Raw genomic sequence first — 17,782 nt, forward strand, 5'->3', positions numbered from 1 at the left:
GCCAAAACTCCTGCCTATCTGCAGTACTTTGTTTTTGAACGGTTTTCTTCGTCTTGAAATGCGTGTTGCTTTCCTACATACTCGGCGGAATGGATGCAAACATGCCTTGCGGCACGCAACGGTTGCAGCGTGGCCGGGCGCATGGAACGACAGCGTGCAAACATGTTAAGAGGTCAGGTCGAAAAGGGCAGGGAAGACCGACTTCATGACCGAAGCTGACAACAGGGAAGACAGCGCCTTGAGCACCGATCCGGAGGAGCGCGAGCCTGTCCGGCGTATTCCCGACATCATCTCGCTGGTCAAGGATTCCTACGCAGAATTGCGCCCGGCCGAACGCCGCGTCGCCGATGTCGTGCTCGACGATGTCAAATACGCCGTCGACGCTTCCAATGCGGCGATTGCCGAACGCGCCGGGGTGAGCGAACCGACGGTGACCCGCTTCTGCCGCGCCATCGGCTGCGACGGCGTGCGCGATTTCAAGCTGAAGCTGGCGCAGAGCCTCGTCGTCGGCGCGCTGTACCTGGCCAAGTCGCCGACCGTCAGCAACGACAATGGCATGCCGTTCTGGAACGCCGTCTTCGGCGAGGCGCGCCGGGCGCTGCAGGAGGCCGAACGGCAGCTCGACCCGGGTGAGCTGCAGAAGGCCGCCGAGCTGATCGCCAAGGCGCGGCAGGTCACTGTCTTCGGCCTTGGCGGCAGTTCCTCGGCGCTGGCGCAGGAGACCCAGTATCGGCTGTTTCGCTACGGCATCACGGTCAGCGCCCAGTGCGACCCCTATCTGATGCGGATGACCGCCTCGACGCTGAAGCCCGGCGACCTGGTGATCGCCATTTCGGCGACCGGGCGCACGCGCGAGGTGATCGAGGCCGTCGAACTCGCCAAGCATTACCGCGCCAACACGATCGCCGTGACCGCGCCCGACACTGATCTGGCCCGCGCCTGCGACGTCAGGCTCACGGTGGCGGTGCCCGAATATCCCGACACGCTGAAGCCGACGGCCTCGCGCTTCGCCTTCCTGGCGGCGATCGACCTGCTGGCGGTGGCCTCGGCCTACAAGCTCGACGGGTCCGCACGCGAGACGGTGCGCCGCATCAAGTACAACGCCCAGATCCACCGCACCGGCAAGGAGATGGAGCCGCTCGGGGATTAGTTCATTGCAGGAAGAGGGGAAGACATGCTCGAAACAGCACCGACGAAACAGGCAGCCGCGTGGCTCGAATCCCTTGCGCAGGCGCTCGCGTCCGGCGACGTGGCAGCGGCGGCCAACCTGTTCGTCGACGATTGCTACTGGCGCGATCTTCTGACCTTCACCTGGAACGTCACGACCATGGAAGGCCGTGAGGCCATTGCCGACATGCTCGCGGCAACGCTGGCGACGACAAGACCCACCGCGTGGCGGGTCACCGGCGAAGCGACTTCGGACGAAGGCACGATCGAAGCCTGGTTCACATTCGAGACCGCGGTGGCTTCCGGCCAAGGCATCATGCGCCTGCGCAACGGCCGCTGCCGTACGCTGTTCACGGCGATGACCGACCTCAAGGGATTCGAGGAACGCAAGGGCGCAGAGCGGCCGCTCGGCGTGCGCCACAAGGCCGACCCCGAACGCGAGACCTGGTCGGAGGCGAGGGCGCGCGAGACGCGCGAGCTCGGCGCCTCCGAGCAACCCTACTGCCTGGTCATCGGCGGCGGCCAGGGCGGCATCATGCTGGGCGCACGGCTGAGGCAGCTCGGCGTGCCCACCATCGTCATCGAGAAGAACGCCAGGCCCGGCGATTCGTGGCGCAACCGCTACCGCACGCTCGTGCTGCACGATCCCGTCTGGTACGACCATCTGCCCTATATTCCGTTCCCGGAAAACTGGCCCGTCTTCACACCCAAGGACAAGATGGGCGACTGGCTGGAAATGTACACGCGCGTCATGGAGCTCAACTACTGGGTCGCCACGAAATGCCTCGGCGCTTCCTATGACGAGGCAAAGAAGGAGTGGACCGTGGTCGTCGACCGCGTCGGCCGGCAGATCACGCTGAAGCCGAAACACATCGTCTTCGCCACCGGCGCCTATGGCCCGCCACGAAAGATCGACCTGGCCGGCGCCGATGAGTTCAAGGGCGAGCTGCTGCATTCCAGCCAGTATGCCAGCGGCGACAAGTTCCGCGGCAGACGTGTTGCGGTCATCGGCGCGGCAAGTTCGGGACATGATGTCTGCGTCGACCTCTGGGAAAGCGGCGCCGACGTCACCATGATCCAGCGCTCGCCGACCACCGTGGTCAAGTCGGATACGCTGATGGAGGTCGGCTTCGAGATCTTTTCGGAGAACGCGCTGGCGCGCGGCATCACCACCGAAAAGGCCGACATGATCGTCGCCTCGACGCCATTTGCCCTGGTGCCGAAGGGCCAGCGCGCGCTCTACGATGTCATCCGGGCGCGCGACGCCGCCTTCTATGACCGCTTGCGCGCCTCGGGCTTCGCCATCGATTTCGGCGACGACGAGACCGGCCTGCTGATGAAGGCCTACCGCACCGGCTCGGGCTATTACATCGATGTCGGCGCCTCGGACCTGATCATCGACGGCAAGATCGGCATCCGCAGCGGTATCGCCATCAAGTCGCTGACCAAACACGGCATTCTGTTCGAGGACGGCAGCGAACTCGAGGCCGACGCCATCATCGCCTGCACCGGCTACCAGTCGATGAACGAGAATGTGGCCGCGCTCGTCTCGCGCGAGGTCGCCGACAAGGTCGGGCCCTGCTGGGGTCTCGGCTCCGGCGTCAAGGGCGACCCCGGCCCCTGGCAGGGCGAGCTGCGCAACATGTGGAAGCCGACGGCGCAGGAAGCGCTGTGGTTCCACGGCGGCAACCTGGCGCTGTCGCGTTTCTACTCCAAATATGTGGCGCTGCAGATCAAGGCGCGTATGGAGGGGATCGCGACGCCGGTTTACGGGAAGCCGAGCAATTCCGGGCAGTGAGGCTGCCCGATCTCCTCCTCGTTGGGAGGAGCGATCGCCGAGCGGATGGGAGCGGCCTCTCAGAAGGGAGGATTTCCGCTATAGTGCCCGGCAACCCGGGGGAGGAACCGATGGGGCTGCTGAGAGGACTTCGCATAAAACTGGGATTGAAGAAGGACCCGTTGCCTCCGCTGCCTGGCGTCGAGATCGGTCGCCATACCTACGGTCTCAGCAAGAAATCGTTCTTCGTTCCGCGAGAAGACGTGCCGGTGCGCATAGGATCGTTCTGTTCGATTGGCCCGGATGTTCTCTTTATCTGCGCGGCCGAGCACCGCGTCGACACCGCGACCACCTTTCCGATCCAGTCTGTGAACGGCAAGATCCGCAACGGCGATGGAACCGTGGGCAAGGGGCCGATCACGGTCGGCCATGACGTGTGGATCGGCGCTCGCTGTATCGTCCTGAGCGGCGTCACGATCGGCAATGGAGCGGTTCTCGGTGCCGGCAGCATCGTCACCCGGGACATTCCGCCCTATGCAATCGCGGTCGGAAATCCGGCTCGCACCATGCGGTACCGGTTTGCACCCGATATCATCCTACGCCTGCAGTCGCTGGAGTGGTGGAACTGGAGCGACGACCTCATCCGTGAGCGGATCGAGCTTTTGACCGCGACAGGCATCGAGCGTTTCCTGAGCGTGGTGGGGGCGGCGTAACCACGCCGCGCGATCTCATTCGTGCCGATGCCCGAAATGCCGGGCGGCGACCTCGACATGCGTGTGGTTGGCATGCGGCTCGAAACGCTCGGTTTCGCTGGCATCGTTCGCTGCCTCGTTCGGCCACCAGGTGCCGCCGATGACGATGCCTTCCGAGACCAGCCGCTGATCGGCGACCAGCGAAGCGCCGACCGCGTCGACGAAGGTGAAGCGGCCTGGCCGCTGGCGGAGGACAGCGACGTCGCCGACGGTGCCGACCGCCAGCGTGCCGAGATCCGGCCGTGCGATCGCCCGCGCCGGCCCTTGCGTCGCGGCCCGCAGGACCTCGACCAGCGGCATGCCGAGCGCCAGGAGTTTCGACATGCAGACCAGTATGTCGAAGGCCGGCCCGTCGACGCAGTAAAGGTGCACGTCGCTCGAGATGACATCGGGCGCCAGCCCCTCGGCGAGCATGGCGCGGGCAACCTCGAAGTCGAACGAACCCATGCCGTGGCCGAGATCGAAGATCACGCCGCGCTCACGCGCCAGCCGCATGTCGGGCCGCACCGCGCCGGAGGCGAAGACCGGCGCGTTGGGGAACGGCCGGAAGCAATGGGTGAGGATATCGCCCCGCCGCAGGCGCGGCAGCACTTCCGAGCGGCCGGGCGGCGGCTCGTCTATATGCGCCATCAGCGGCAGGCCCGCCTTGTCGGCGGCCTCCAGGGCGAGATCGACAGGCGCGATGCCGCTGGTGCCGCCGGCATGCTTGCCGGAGCGGACTTTCACGCCGACGACCACGTCGGCGTGCTCGCGCGCGGCGGCAACCACCTCGCGCGGTTCGCATAGCCTGAGATCGCTGCACTCGCCGACCGACACCGTCTGCGAGAAACCGAAGATGCCGGCGAAGGAAATGTTGACATAGGCCAGGATGCGCACCCTGGAGCGCTCCATGACATGGCGGCGGAAGCCGAGAAAGTTGCCGGCGCCCGCACTGCCGGCATCGATGAAGGTGGTGGTGCCGCTCTTGGCCGCCAGCCGGTCGGCATCGACGCCAAGCGAGGTGCCGCCCCAATAGACGTGGCTGTGCAGGTCGACGAGGCCGGGCGTGACGATGCAGCCGGTCGCGTCGACGACCTGCGCGGCGCGATCCGCCGGGATGTCGGGGTCGATCGCCGCGACCCGGCCATTGGCGATGGCGACATCGCGCGGCGCGTCGAGCCCGGATGCCGGATCGATCAGCCGGCCACCCCTGAGCAGGAGGTCGAATTGCATGGGAAGACCCTCCGCTACGTGGCGTCCTTTATCAGGCCGGCCGGTAGGCGACCGCCTCGACTTCGATCTTGATGTCGATCATCAGCCGCGATTCCACCGTGGTGCGCGCTGGCGGATTCTTCGGGAAGTGCCTGGCATAGACCGCGTTGAAGGCGCCGAAATCGCGCGCGTCTTCCAGCCACACGGTGGTCTTCACCACGTCGTCCAGGGTGCAGCCGGCCAATGCCAGCGCTGCCTTCACATTGGCAAGCACCTGCTCGGTCTGCTCGGTGATGCCGCCCTTGACCACGATGCCGTCACCGCCGACCGGGACCTGGCCGGAGACATAGACGAAATCGCCGGCCCGCACGGCGGGCGACAGCGGCACATGGGATGTTCCAAAAGTCTGCTTGGGCAAGGGACGGCCTCCTCTGATCACGCGGCAGGGCACAAGGGCGGCACCCGCTTCGGCGCAGATTTACCGCGATCGGGCCGGTCCCGATAGGGTCCTTGTTGGAAAGCAACATTCTTCGAAATCCGTGTTGCTTTATTACAAGAGCGCTTGCATCGTGCGCGCTTGCCGGACGGCCTCGCGGCCGGTACGGACAGGTGCCTATGCGAGACCGGAGAAACCGCGGATGACTTTCGACAAGAACCCGTTCCCACCAGGCGACGCCGACCGCCACGCGCTGTGGGAAATGCTGGTGCGGCGCGACATCGACGCCTTCATCGGCCAGGACTGGTCCATGGTCGAGAATGACTTCGTCGCCGAAAGCTTCTTCGGCATGCATGCGCATTTCCTCGCCAACGCCGATGCCTGGCGGCTGCAGTTCCCGAGGCTGGAAATCTATCGCGACGAGTGGCTGCGCCAGGCCCGGGAGACGGCCGCGACCAAATTCGCCGAGCCGCTGCGCGAGGCGCTGTTTCGCGTCACCAATCTGCGCGACATCGATGTCGACGGCGACCGCGCCGTGCTGCACAAGAAATTCGATGGCTCCGTTGCCAAGGCGGATGGCAGCGTCGACCGGCTGAAATGGCAGACGCTGTACTTCTGCAGGAAGGTCGACGGAACCTGGAAGATCGCCGGCTTCGTCGGCTACATGCCTTATCCGCTGGGAGCCTAGACCCGGGGCGGATGAGCCGAACGCTATCGCCCAACCAGCACAGCGGCGCGGTAGGCCGGATTGCCGTACCAGACCATCCGGTCAAGCTCCGCCGCGATGACCGGAAGGTCGACAACGTCCATCTTCCGTTCGAGCCGGTCAGGCTCGATCCAGGGATCGTTGAGGAAGTAGATGCCGTCGCCATGGCCATGGACGAGCACCCAGTGCGGGCAGGTGTAGCCCATCATCGGCGCCTGATCGATCAGCACCAGCGCCAACATGCCGCGATCGAGCGCCTGCCCGATTTCCTCGATGACAAAGGCGCGCGTCTCGATCGGCAATGACGCGGCTTCGGCGTCGCGTTTGAAACCGGCCTGCACGAAGCGCATCAGCCCGCGCCTTTCCTCCGAGGCGGCACGGTCGAGGAAGACCGGCCCGGCGCTGCTCATGAATATTTCGACCCGCAACCCGCGCCGGTGCGCCGCCAGCGCCAGGCCGTAGGGGTCGCAGCCGCCCGGGCCGCTCGGGCCGATGATGGTGGTGGCCTCGCGCCACAGCTCGACCTCCAGCGAACGATCCGGCAGCAAGGCCGGGTCGAGGCCAGCCATGGCCATGGCGAGCGCCGACGGTCCGCAGGTGAAGCCCGCCGTCTGCGGCCAGGACGGCGGTATACCCTCCGGCCGGCGCGTCGGCCCGGCGCCGATCCAGCGTTGCAGGAACCCGTCCCCGTGCTCCCATTGGCCGCCGATGCGCGGCGCCATATCCTCGTCGGTGCGCAGGCAGAGGACTTCTTGCGCAAGCGCCTCCGTCTCCAGTGCCTCCAGCAGGCACGGGCCGTCGCCCGCGATGAAGCTGTCGGCGGACCAGGACAGGGCAATGCGCATCATCGCCGCCGACGGCCGCCGCTGGCCGACCATGATCGCCTCCGGTCGGCCTTCCCTGTATCGCGCCACGCCGGCGACACCGGCAATCTCCCGCAAGCCGGCCAGACGATCGCCGATCTCCGCCGGCACGACCGCCATCAGGTCCGTCCAGACGGATGCGTCTTCGGCCGTGAAGACTGTCACGCTGGCCCTGCTGGTCGGCAACGAAGCTGGCATGGGGTCGTCTCCATTGAAAATCGATACCGGCCGGGTTGCAGCAGCCGGCAGCGTCATGATTTTAGCGGCAGCAGGCCTTCCTGTCGCAGCTGTTCCGTCACCACCTCCGTCGCTTCGCGCAGGATGGCGGCCAGCTCGTCGATCTCGGCCCTGGTGATGATGAGCGGCGGCGACATGATCACCATCGAACCCATCGGCCGCACCATGAGTCCGCGCGGCATGGTCTCGCGGATGATGCGCTGGGCGATCTGCCAGGCCTGCGGCGGCACGGTCCTGGCGTTCTTGTCGCTGACATATTCCACGCAGGCCATCAGGTGGCTGCCGCGCACGTCGCCGACGATCGGCGAGTCCATCAGCGGCTTCAGCGCGGCCTGGAAATAGGGGCCGACCTCGCGAACATGGGCGCAAATCCCCTCGCGCTCCATGATCTCCAGATTCTTCAGGCCGGCGGCGCAGGCGACCGGATGCGAGGAATAGGTGAAGCCGTTGGCGAAGATCCTGCCTTCGGTTGTTTCCGCGATCTGCCGGTAGAGTCGGTCGGACACAATCACCGCGCCCAGCGGCACATAACCTGACGTCAGCCCCTTGGCGCAGGTGATCATGTCGGGCACGATGCCATAGACCGGTTCCGAGGCAAAGATCGCGCCGTTGCGGCCGAAACCGGTAACGACCTCATCCGAGATGTAGAGCACGTCATGGCGCCGGCAGACCTCCAGCGTGCGGCTGTGATACCCCACGGGCGGGACGATGACGCCGCCCGAGGCCAGGATCGGCTCGGCGATGAAGCAGGCGACGTTCTCGGGCCCAAGCTCCAGGATCTTGTCTTCGAGCTCCCGCACCTTCTGATCGAGGAATGCCTCGGCCGACACGCCTTCCGGGCGCCGGTAGGGATTGGGTGCCGAGATATGGTGGATCGTGCCCTCGACAAGGTCGATCAGCCCTCGGTCGGACGGCTTGCCCGACAGCGAGGCGCTGAGATGCGTCGAGCCGTGATAGGCGAGATCGCGTGTGATGATGTGGCGCTTGCCGGGCCGTCCGGTGACATTGAAATAGAAGCTCGCCAGCCGCATCGCGGTATCGACCGCGGTCGAGCCGCCGGTGGTGAAGAAGACGCGGGTCAGGTCGCCGGGCGCGTAGGAGGCTAGCTTTGCCGCCAGCTCGATCGACGGCGTGTTGGAGAGGAAGCCGAACGGCGAATAATAGCAGAGCTTCTCCGCCTGGGCGGCGATCGCCTGCGCCATCTCCTTGCGGCCATAGCCGATGTTGACGCACCACATGCCGCCGATGCCGTCGATCATCCGGTGGCCGTTGCTGTCGCGGACATGGACGCCATTGCCCTCCTCCAGGATCAGCACCGGCTGCTCGCGGAAATCGGTCCAGGGATGGATCAGGTGGCGCGCGTCGAGCGCTGCGCGTTGGTCGTTGGCGAGGTCCTGCGGCGGCATGGCACGGCTTCCTGTTTTCCTGGCAACCGTTCCTGCGTTTCCGGTTGCGGCTGGCCGATAATCTCGTAGACTGATTGATCAGTCAATGATGATTGTGCCAGTGGACCGTCGCATGAGGGGCAGCGCCAACGCTCCCGAAAGGGAGATGGAAGGCCCACCGCCTCCAGTGATCGCCTGCACGCACGGCCATCCACCAAGCATTGCTTCGCCGGCCGAAAACCGGATACGAAACCACTCCAGGGAGAACGTCGCCATTGAGCAAGCCCGACAAGAAAAGCCGCGATGCCGAAAAGGTCGCGCGCCGGCGGCAAAGCCTGACCCAGGCGGCGATCACCGTTATCGCGCGAAAAGGCCTGCCAGGCGTGACGCTGGCCGATGTCGCGCGCGAGGCCGGCTGCGGCTACGGCCTGGTCTCGTTCCACTTCGAGACCAAGGACCGCCTGCTTCTGGCCGCTCTCGACGCCCTGGTCGAGGAATACCGCGCGGCCTGGCATGCGCGCAGCGACGCCCATGACGATGCCGCGGCCAAGCTCGAGGCGCTGATCGATCTCGACCTCGGTTCCGATGTCACCGACGACAGGCACATCGCCGTGTGGACGGCGTTCTGGGCCGAAACCTCGCGCAACGCCGACTACCGGGCGCGGTTCAGCGAACTCAACAGGGCCTATCTGGCGCGGCTCGAACCGCTGATATCGGCCCTCGCCCAAAAGGAGCCGCCGGCCGCGGACTACCGGCTGGTCGCCGGCGGGCTGAGCGCCATTTTCGATGGGCTGTGGATCGAAAGCCAGGTTGGCGACGGGCAAGGCAAGACCGACTGGACGCGCGCCCGCGCCATCTGCTGGGCTTATCTCCGCGCCTTCTTCCCAAAAAGTTTCGGTACCGAAACGAGCAAACGGCCATGACCCTGCGCAAGCTGCTGCCCTCGCCCAATGCGATCTTCATGTTCGAGGCAGCCGCGCGCCATCTCAACTTCACCAGCGCGGCGCGCGAGTTCAACGTCACCCAGTCGGCGATCAGCCGCATGATCGCGCGGCTGGAAAGCCATCTCGACGTCAAGCTGTTCGTGCGCGCGCCGACCGGCATCGACCTGACCGATGACGGCCGCCTGCTCTATGGCGCCGTCGGCAGCGGCTTCCAGCAGATCGAGATCGCGCTCGACGATATCAGGGCGCGCCAGGGCGAGGCCGGAACGGTGACGCTGTCGCTGTCATCGGCCTTCGCCATGCACTGGTTCATGCCGCGCTTCGACCGTTTCCAAGCCAGCTTTCCCGGCATCGATCTGCGCTTCCAGCTGGTGCGCGGCGAGCCGACCGGCCCGATCGAGGATGTCGATCTCGCCATCCGCTATAACCAGCCGCCCAATGCCGAACAACAGAGCTGGGCGCTGATGGAAGAGGTCGTGCTGCCGGTGTGCAGCCCGTCCTACCTGGCCGAGCACGGCAGCCTCGACGATTGCAGCGATCTCAGCCGGCACACGCTCGCTCATCTCTCCGGCGCGCTGCGCATTCCCTGGCAGCACTATCTCGCGCAGTTCGACTATCCACAGCCGGTGGGCAGCCGCAGCCTGACCTTCTCCGACTACACGCTGGTCGTCCAATCGGCGATCAAGGGTCGCGGCATGGCGCTCGGCTGGTGGCATGTCGTGGCCCACGAACTGTTGCAGAAGGGCCTGGTCAAGGGCGGCAGGCATGAGTTGCGCACCGGCGACCACTATTACCTGGTGGCAACGGCACGGCGCCCGCTGCGCAAGCCGGCCGTGCTGGTGCGCGACTGGCTGCTCAATGAAATGGCCGTGCTGAAACGGGAAATCCTCGCTGGCTGAACCGCCGATGGCCGCGTTTGCCCTTACCCCCATGACTGCAGGTCATCGCCTCGTGACTATTCGGAGCGTGCGCGAACGTTTCCCGGTTCTATAGTCGCCATCGGTCCGACAGCTCGCAAAACCAAAACCAGAGCGCCGGGACGAGATGGCTTTGGGAACGAGCCGTGGGAGGAAGAGATTTGGCTGGGATTCCTGCCGCCCTCGGTGGCATGACGAACGCAGGACATCGTCTCGATCCGCTGTTGCGGCCGGCGTCGATCGCCTTCGTCGGTGCGTCCGTGCGCCCCAACACGCCGGGCAATACCATGGTGCGCGCCGCGGCGATGGATGGCTACTCTGGCCGGCTCTACGCCATCAACCCGAAATACGACGTCGTGGAAGGCGTGCCGTGTTTTCCCGATCTGGCGAGCCTGCCGGAGAGGGTCGACCATGTCGTGCTCGGCGTCGCCAATGACTATCTCGAGGACAACCTGCTGGCGGCCGCCCGCCATGGCGCCAAGGCGGTCACCATCTTCGCCAGCTGCGACCTGACCGGGGCGGCCAATGACCCGCTCGCCGACCGGCTGACCGAAATCGCCCGCGAGGCCGGCATCGTCATTTGCGGCGGCAACGGCATGGGCTTCTGCAACCCCGGCATCGGCCTGCGCGTCTCCGGCTTTGCCTCCAGTCTCGCCATGAAGCCCGGCGGCGTGGCGCTGATCACGCAATCGGGCTCGGCCTTTTCCGCGCTCGCCTACAACGACCAGCGGCTGAAATTCCAGCTTTGCGTGTCCAGCGGCCGCGAACTGACGACGACGACATCAGACTATGTCGACTGGGCGCTCGACCAGCCCGACACGTCGGTCATCGGCCTGTTTCTCGAAACCGCGCGCCGGCCGGACGATTTTGCCCGCTGCCTGGAAAAGGCCGACCGGCTCGGCATTCCGGTCGTTGTCCTGAAGGTCGGGCGAACGGAATTGAGCGCCGGCTTCGCCGCCAGCCACAGCGGCGCGATTGCCGGCGACAATGCCGCCTACGAGGCGCTGTTCGACAAATGGGGCGTCTTCAGCGTCGAGACGCTGGACCAGCTCGCCGCCAATCTCGCTCTGTTTTCGGCCGGCCGGCCAGCCGCCAGCGGCGGCCTTGCCAGCCTGCACGATTCCGGCGGTGAACGCGAAATGGTCGCCGACCTCGCGGCAAAGGCCGGCGTGCCGTTCGCAGCCATCTCGGAGCGGACGAAGGAGGGGTTGCGTCTGCATCTCGACAGCGGCCTGCAGCCGGCGAACCCGCTCGATGTCTGGGGCTCGGGCCTCGACTTCGAGACGCATGTCGAGGCCTGCATGGACGCCATGCTCGCCGACCCCGACACCGCCATCGGCGTGCTGTTCCAGGACATACGCGACGGCTCCTACGTCGCCGAAGGCTTTACCCGCGCCGTGATCCGTTCTCACGCCAAGACCGGCAAGCCGGTTGCCGTGGTCAGCAACTACGCCACGGTGAACCACCGCGCACTCGCCTTGTCGACCACGGAGGCCGGCGTGCCGGTCATCGACGGCACCGATGAAGGCCTGCAGGCCATCCGCAATCTGCTGGCGTTTCGCGACCGGCGCGCCGCGACCCATACCTATCCCGACGCCGTGGCGCGCGAAGTCCGCGAGCGCTGGCGCCGGCGCCTTGGCCAGGAGAAGCCGTTCGGCGAAAGCGAAGCGCTGGCGCTGCTGGCCGACTATGGCATCGCCACGCCGCGTGCGATCGCCGCCGCCACGCCGGAAGACGTTGTCGCCGCAGCGCGAAAGATCGGCTTTCCCATTGCCTTGAAGACCGCCGCCGCCGGCATCCAGCACAAATCCGATGTCGGCGGCGTCCGCCTCGGCCTGGCCGATGAATCGGCGCTGGCAGTCGCCTATGCCGACATGACGGCGCGGCTCGGTCCGCAGGTGCTGGTTGCCGAAATGGCGCCCAAGGGCGTCGAGATCGCATTCGGCCTGATCCGCGACCAACAGTTCGGGCCGTATCTGGTCATTGCCTCCGGCGGCATCTGGATCGAAGCGCTCAGGGACCGCGCGGTCGCCTTGCCGCCGCTCAGTCTCGAACAGGCGCAAGCCCTGGTCGTCAGGCTGAAGACAAGCCCGCTGCTCGACGGTGGGCGCGGCCGGCCGGCCGCCGACAGGGCAGCGCTCCATGCCGCCCTGGCCCGGTTCTCGATGCTCGCCGCCGATCTCGGCGACCTCATCGACGAGATGGACGTCAACCCGCTCCTGGTTTCCGACCATGGCTGCATGGCCGTCGACGCGCTCCTGCTCGGCCGCAACGCCGGGCGCCCGACCTGATGAACTGCTTTTAGAGGACTGCCATGAACTTCGATCTCAGCCCGCGCGAAAAGGAACTGTCGAAGAAGGGGCGCGACTTCTGCGACCAGGTGCTGCTGCCGCTGGAAGCGGTCACCGACGAGCACGGCGAACTGCCGATGGAGCGTCGGGAGGCCGTCCGGCAGCAGGTGCGCGACTGGGGGCTGGCCGGCATCAACCACTCGAGGGAAAATGGCGGCCTCGGCCTGACCATGGTCGAGCAGACGGCGATCGAGGAACAGCTCGGCCGCGTCACCAATGGCCTGTGGAGTTGTGTCTGGCGCCCGCCGGTGAGCCTGAAATTCGGTACCGAGACGCAGAAGCAGGACTATCTGATCCCGTCCTCGCACGGCCATCGCCGTGGCGCCTTCGCCATCACCGAGCCGGAGGCCGGCTCCGACCCGCGCAGGGTCAAGACCAGCGCGCGCTTGAAAAATGGCCAGTGGCACCTGACCGGCGAGAAATGGTTCGTCACCTCCTACAACGCATCCGATTTCGTCATCGTGCATGCCCATGTCGACGACGATCCCGACAAGCCGACCTTGTTCCTGGTCGACAAGCCGGTAAACAACATGGTGCATCTGCGCTCGCCGAAATTCATGCACAATTTCGCCTTCGACCATGCCGAATTGCGTTTCGAGGGCACCACGGTCGGCGAGGACAAGATGCTCGGCAAGATCGGCCAGGGGCTCGAGCTGACCAAGGACTGGTTCGTCGAGGCGCGCCTGCAGATCGCCTCGCATGCCGTGGGTGCCGCGACCCGCGCCGCCGAGATCGCCAATGACTATGCCACCTCTCGCCACCAGTTCGACCGGCCTATCCGCGATTTCCAGGGCGTGGAATTCATGCTGGCCGACATGGCGGTCGAGATCTTCGCCGCCAAGTCGATGCTCTACCGCGTCGCCTGGGAGATCGACCAGGGCCTCGACCGCAAGCGCGTGCACGCCCATGCCAGCGCGTTGAAACTCTACTGCTCGGAAGCCGCCGGCCGTGTCATCGACAAGGCGCTGCAGGTGCTGGGCGGGCGCGGCTACATGCGCGAGAACCCGATCGAGCGGCTCTATCGCGACATCCGCGTCGACCGCATATGGGAAGGCACGTCGGAAATCCAGCGCGTGGTCGTTGCCGGCCAGATCCGCAAGCGCGGCATCGGCGTCTTCAGCGAGGTGGCCTGGGCGTGACGGTAACAAGCACCTTGCCGGAGCCGAGAGCGCGGGCCGCCTTGCCGTCGCGCCGGCATGTCGAGACCGCATGCCTGCTCGGCCCGGCTCTGATCGTGCTGGCGTTGCTGTTCGTGGTGCCGCTGGCGCGGCTTTTCTCGCTGGCCTTCACCGACCCGGCCGGACCGTTCGCGACCTTCGGCGTGCTGGCCGAAAGCGCGGTCTACCGCCAGGTGATGTGGAACACCTTCGTCGTCGCGATCGTGGTCACCGCGCTCTGCACTTTGCTCGCCTGGCCGGTCGCCTATGTACTGTCGCGCCTCGACGGTGTCTGGTTCGGCCTCGCTCTTTACGGTGTGCTGTTTCCCTTCTGGATCTCGGTGCTGGTGCGCACCTTCTCCTGGATGCTGCTTCTGGAGCGCAACGGGCCGATCAACCGGCTGTTGATGGCGACCGGCATCACCGACTCGCCGCTGGCGCTGCTGTTCAACAATGTCGGCGTGCTGGTCGGCATGATCCACATCCTCCTGCCTTACATGATCCTGCCGCTCTACGGCGCCATGGTCCGCATCGACCGCCGCCTGCTGCTGGCAAGCGATGGGCTCGGCGCCAGCCTCGTCGACACCTTCCGGCGCATCTACCTGCCGCTCTGCCTGCCCGGCCTTGCCGGCGGCGCGACCTTCGTCTTCCTGCTGTCGCTCGGCTTCTTCATCACGCCTGCCCTGCTTGGCGGCTCGAATGCCATCACGCTGTCGATGCTGATCGCCAGCTTCGTCAACGACCGCCTCGCCTGGTCGCTCGCCGCCGCCGGCTCGCTGGCACTGCTCGCCATCGTGCTGGTGCTGATGGCGCTGGCCGCCCGGCTGCTGCCGATCGAGAGGGGGCTGTTCGCACGATGAACAGGTTGCCACTCCTGCTCCGCGTGTCAGCCAACGCCGGCGCCAGCCTGGTGCTCGCCTTCCTCGTGCTGCCGATCCTTGCCGTGGTGCCGGCCTCCTTCAACAAGGCGAGCTTCATCTATCTGCCGCCCCGCGCATGGTCCGGCGTCTGGTACGAGCGCTTCCTCGCCGATCCGGAATGGCGCACGTCACTCATCAACAGCGTCGAGGTCGCCATGCTGGCCACGATCATCGCGGTGGTGCTCGGCACGCTCGCGGCGATCGGCCTGCGCCGCATCGACGGCCGCCTGCGCACCCTCGTCACCGGCCTGTTCCTGGCGCCGATGATCGTGCCGGTCATCGTCACGGCGGTGGCGCTCTACCGCAGCGCGCTCGATGTCGGCCTGAGCGGCACCATCCTTGGCATGAGCCTCGGCCATGCCATACTGGCCCTGCCTTTCGTCGTCATCAATGTCGGCATCGCCCTGCGCGCCGTCGACGACAACTGGCTGCGTGCCGCCGCCGGCCTTGGTGCCGGCCCATGGCGGATCTTCCGCACCGTCACATTGCCCAACATCACGCCGGGCATCGTCGGTGGCGCCATCTTCTCCTTCATCACCTCCTTCGATGAAGTGATCATCGCCGTGTTCATGGCCGGCTATGCCTCGAAAACGCTGCCGGTGAAGATCTGGGAATCGATCCGGCTTGAATTCACGCCGGTCATCGCTGTCGCCGCGACGGTGATGATCGCGCTGGCCATCGTCCTGTTCGCGCTGGCGCAGATTCTCAGCCGCAAATCCGGGAGCCCGAGCCGATGACCGTGATCCATTCGGGACAGTCGCTGCGCTTGGCCGGCGTGTCGAAGACCTATGGCGGCTTTCGGGCGCTAGAGCCCACCGACCTCGACGTGGCATCAGGCGAGTTCCTGACGCTGCTCGGACCCTCCGGCTCGGGCAAGACGACGCTGCTCAACCTCACCGCCGGCTATATCGAGCCGACGGCGGGCGAGATCCGCATCGGCGAGCGCGACGTCACTCGCATGCCCGCCCGCCACCGCAACATCGGCATGGTGTTCCAGAACTATGCGCTGTTTCCGCATATGAGTGTCGGCGAGAACGTCGGCTATGGCTTGAGTGTGCGCCGGCTGCCCAAGCCCGACATCACCAGGCGGGTCACCGACATCCTGGCGCTGATGCGGCTCGACGGCTTTGCCGACCGCCCCGTCCAGCAACTCTCGGGCGGCCAGCAGCAGCGCGTGGCGCTGGCGCGCGCGCTGGTCATCGAGCCCGACGTGCTTTTGATGGACGAGCCGCTCGGCGCGCTCGACAAGCAGCTGCGCCGCTCGGTGCAGCTCGAACTGCGCCGGCTGCACCAGAAGCTCGGCCGCACCACGATCTATGTCACCCACGACCAGGAAGAGGCGCTGGTGCTCTCCGATCGCATCGCGGTCATGGACAGCGGCCGCATCCAGCAACTGGGCACGGTGGACGACCTCTACGACCGTCCCGTCAACGCCTTCGTCGCCGGCTTCATCGGCGAATCCAATCTGCTGCCGGTGCGCGTGCTCTCCTCATCCGGCGGCAAGGCCTCGGTCGATGTCGAGGCGTTCCGCAAGACCATCGCCGTCGACGCAGCGCCGGGAACGGCCCCGGGCGAGCCGGCGCGGCTGCTGATCCGGCCCGAGCATGTCGAGCTCGGCCGCGGCGGCGAAGGCGTCGCCGCCGAGATCGTCGAGGTGATCTATCTCGGCGAGTTGACCCAGCTCACCTTGCGGCTGGAGAGCGGCCAGACGCTCGCCGCCCGGCAGATCACCGACCGGACATTGCGGGCCGGCGCCAGGGTCCATGTCTCGTGGAAGCCTGGCCATGTCCGCGCGGTTCCTCATTCCCCATCCAAACCCACCAAAACGGAGAAAGCCGATGCATAGGCGTACTTTCCTTCTGACGGCAGCGGGCGGCGTGCTGGCCGGCGCGACGGGTCTTCCTCGACTGGCGCGCGCGGCGGACCGGCCTTTCACCTTCACCTCCTGGGGTGGCGCCCTGTCCAACGCCGAAAAAGCGGCTTTCATCGACCCGTTCGGCCAGCTCAAGGGCATTCCGGTGGTCAACACCTCGCCGACCGAGACCGCCAAGATCAAGGCCATGGTCCAGGCCAAGGCGGTCGAGTGGGATCTCGTCGACGTCGGCGGCCGCACGGTCTGGCAGGGCGCCAATGAAGGCTTCCTCGAACCGATCGACGTTTCGAAAATCCCCAATGCCGCGGCACTCGAAAAAGGCTGGGTCGCCCCCAACGGCATCGCCACCTCGACCGGCGCCACCGTCATCGCCTGGTCGAAGACGGCATTCCCGGATGCCGGACCGCAATCCTGGGCCGACTTCTGGGACGTGAAGCGCTTTCCCGGCCCGCGCGGCCTCTACCGCTTCTTCTACTACAATTACGAGGCCGCCCTGCTGGCCTCCGGCCTCAAGCCTTCGGAAGTGTTCCCCTACACGACCGAGAAGGCCGACATGGCGATGGCCAAGATCAAGGAGCTGAAACCGCATGTCACCGTCTGGTGGGGTAGCGGCGCGCAGCCGCCGCAGCTGCTCTCCTCGGGCGAGCTGGCGCTGTCCTCGGCCTGGAGCGGCCGCGTGCTGGCGGCGGAAGCGGAAGGCGCGCCCGTCGGCTTCACCTACAAGGACGGCATCGCCTGGGCGAACTGGTGGGTGATTCCCAAGGGGTCGCCCAATGTCGAGCTGGCGCATGAGGCGATCGATTTCGCGCTCGCGGAAGCCCAGCAGGCTAAGCTGCTCGCGCTCAGGACCTATGGCCCGGTGCTGAGCAGCGCGACAACGGGCGCCGATGCCGACACGAAGAAGATACTCGTCATGTCGCCCGACAACATCAAGGACATGCTGATCCTCAACGAGGGCGAAGCCGACAAATATTCTGTCGCCTATGAGGAAAAGTGGAACCAGCTGATGCTGCAGTGAACCGCGCCGACCGGCGTGGCTGATCCGAAACCCGCCACGCCGGAGCATCGGCCCAAGGACGGCGCCCGCGATTGAGGCGGCGCATCGC

16 protein-coding genes are annotated in these 17,782 nt (G+C 66.1%); 12 read left to right on the top strand and 4 right to left on the bottom strand.

Annotated features, from left to right (window positions below; all coding sequences use genetic code 11):
- The first annotated feature begins 205 nt into the window (after positions 1–205).
- From AC07SZ_RS10955 to AC07SZ_RS10965, 3 genes are all read left to right on the top strand, one after another.
- Positions 206–1,150, top strand: coding sequence for a MurR/RpiR family transcriptional regulator (locus AC07SZ_RS10955; RefSeq protein ID WP_494914250.1), 945 nt, complete (start codon positions 206–208; stop codon positions 1,148–1,150).
- Positions 1,151–1,174: 24 nt separating this feature from the next.
- Entirely contained in the window at positions 1,175–2,965 is a 1,791-nt protein-coding gene (locus AC07SZ_RS10960; protein ID WP_494914251.1) for an NAD(P)-binding domain-containing protein, read from the top strand.
- 83 nt (positions 2,966–3,048) lie between these two features.
- Positions 3,049–3,657 carry a CatB-related O-acetyltransferase gene (locus tag AC07SZ_RS10965; protein ID WP_155772493.1) on the top strand — a complete coding sequence of 203 codons (609 nt, stop codon included), beginning with the start codon at positions 3,049–3,051 and terminating at the stop codon, positions 3,655–3,657.
- A 15-nt stretch (positions 3,658–3,672) separates the two neighbouring features.
- Here AC07SZ_RS10965 and AC07SZ_RS10970 read toward each other — a convergent pair whose 3' ends face one another.
- Positions 3,673–4,908: an amidohydrolase/deacetylase family metallohydrolase gene (locus AC07SZ_RS10970; protein ID WP_056574340.1), complete on the bottom strand. Its 1,236-nt coding sequence runs from the start codon at positions 4,906–4,908 to the stop codon at positions 3,673–3,675.
- Positions 4,909–4,939: 31 nt separating this feature from the next.
- Positions 4,940–5,305, bottom strand: coding sequence for a RidA family protein (locus AC07SZ_RS10975; protein ID WP_056574337.1), 366 nt, complete (start codon positions 5,303–5,305; stop codon positions 4,940–4,942).
- 220 nt (positions 5,306–5,525) lie between these two features.
- Between AC07SZ_RS10975 and AC07SZ_RS10980 the strand changes: the two genes are divergently transcribed.
- Complete coding sequence (locus AC07SZ_RS10980) at positions 5,526–6,011, top strand: hypothetical protein (protein ID WP_056574333.1); 486 nt, start codon at positions 5,526–5,528, stop codon at positions 6,009–6,011.
- A 23-nt stretch (positions 6,012–6,034) separates the two neighbouring features.
- Here the strand turns inward: AC07SZ_RS10980 and AC07SZ_RS10985 are convergent, their stop codons facing one another.
- Both AC07SZ_RS10985 and AC07SZ_RS10990 read right to left on the bottom strand, forming a co-directional pair.
- Entirely contained in the window at positions 6,035–7,090 is a 1,056-nt protein-coding gene (locus AC07SZ_RS10985) for a peptidase C39 family protein (protein WP_494914253.1), read from the bottom strand.
- A 53-nt stretch (positions 7,091–7,143) separates the two neighbouring features.
- Positions 7,144–8,535, bottom strand: coding sequence for an aminotransferase (locus AC07SZ_RS10990; protein ID WP_494914254.1), 1,392 nt, complete (start codon positions 8,533–8,535; stop codon positions 7,144–7,146).
- Positions 8,536–8,789: 254 nt separating this feature from the next.
- Here AC07SZ_RS10990 and AC07SZ_RS10995 point away from each other — a divergent pair, with 254 nt between their 5' ends.
- The 8 genes from AC07SZ_RS10995 to AC07SZ_RS11030 all read left to right on the top strand — a co-directional run bounded on the left by AC07SZ_RS10995 (position 8,790) and on the right by AC07SZ_RS11030 (position 17,694).
- A complete protein-coding gene (locus AC07SZ_RS10995) occupies positions 8,790–9,437 on the top strand; it encodes a TetR/AcrR family transcriptional regulator (protein WP_494914256.1) in 648 nt (215 codons plus the stop codon).
- On the top strand, positions 9,434–10,357 hold the full coding sequence (locus AC07SZ_RS11000; RefSeq protein WP_172371646.1) for a LysR substrate-binding domain-containing protein: 924 nt from the start codon (positions 9,434–9,436) through the stop codon (positions 10,355–10,357). Before AC07SZ_RS10995 ends, AC07SZ_RS11000 begins: the two co-directional genes overlap by 4 nt.
- 179 nt (positions 10,358–10,536) lie before the next feature.
- Entirely contained in the window at positions 10,537–12,666 is a 2,130-nt protein-coding gene (locus tag AC07SZ_RS11005) for an acetate--CoA ligase family protein (protein WP_494914258.1), read from the top strand.
- 23 nt (positions 12,667–12,689) lie between these two features.
- A complete protein-coding gene (locus tag AC07SZ_RS11010) occupies positions 12,690–13,865 on the top strand; it encodes an acyl-CoA dehydrogenase family protein (protein ID WP_494914260.1) in 1,176 nt (391 codons plus the stop codon).
- Positions 13,862–14,743, top strand: a complete 882-nt coding sequence (locus AC07SZ_RS11015; protein ID WP_244494117.1) for an ABC transporter permease — start codon at positions 13,862–13,864, stop codon at positions 14,741–14,743. The genes AC07SZ_RS11010 and AC07SZ_RS11015 overlap by 4 nt, the downstream gene beginning before the upstream one ends.
- Positions 14,740–15,540 (top strand): ABC transporter permease, encoded by an 801-nt coding sequence (locus AC07SZ_RS11020; protein WP_056574311.1) that lies wholly within the window; start codon positions 14,740–14,742, stop codon positions 15,538–15,540. Before AC07SZ_RS11015 ends, AC07SZ_RS11020 begins: the two co-directional genes overlap by 4 nt.
- Positions 15,537–16,649: an ABC transporter ATP-binding protein gene (locus AC07SZ_RS11025; protein ID WP_056574309.1), complete on the top strand. Its 1,113-nt coding sequence runs from the start codon at positions 15,537–15,539 to the stop codon at positions 16,647–16,649. Before AC07SZ_RS11020 ends, AC07SZ_RS11025 begins: the two co-directional genes overlap by 4 nt.
- On the top strand, positions 16,642–17,694 hold the full coding sequence (locus tag AC07SZ_RS11030; RefSeq protein ID WP_494914261.1) for an ABC transporter substrate-binding protein: 1,053 nt from the start codon (positions 16,642–16,644) through the stop codon (positions 17,692–17,694). Before AC07SZ_RS11025 ends, AC07SZ_RS11030 begins: the two co-directional genes overlap by 8 nt.
- Positions 17,695–17,782: the final 88 nt, after the last annotated feature.

It is taken from the genome of Mesorhizobium sp. GW821-FHT07A06, from assembly GCF_059419085.1.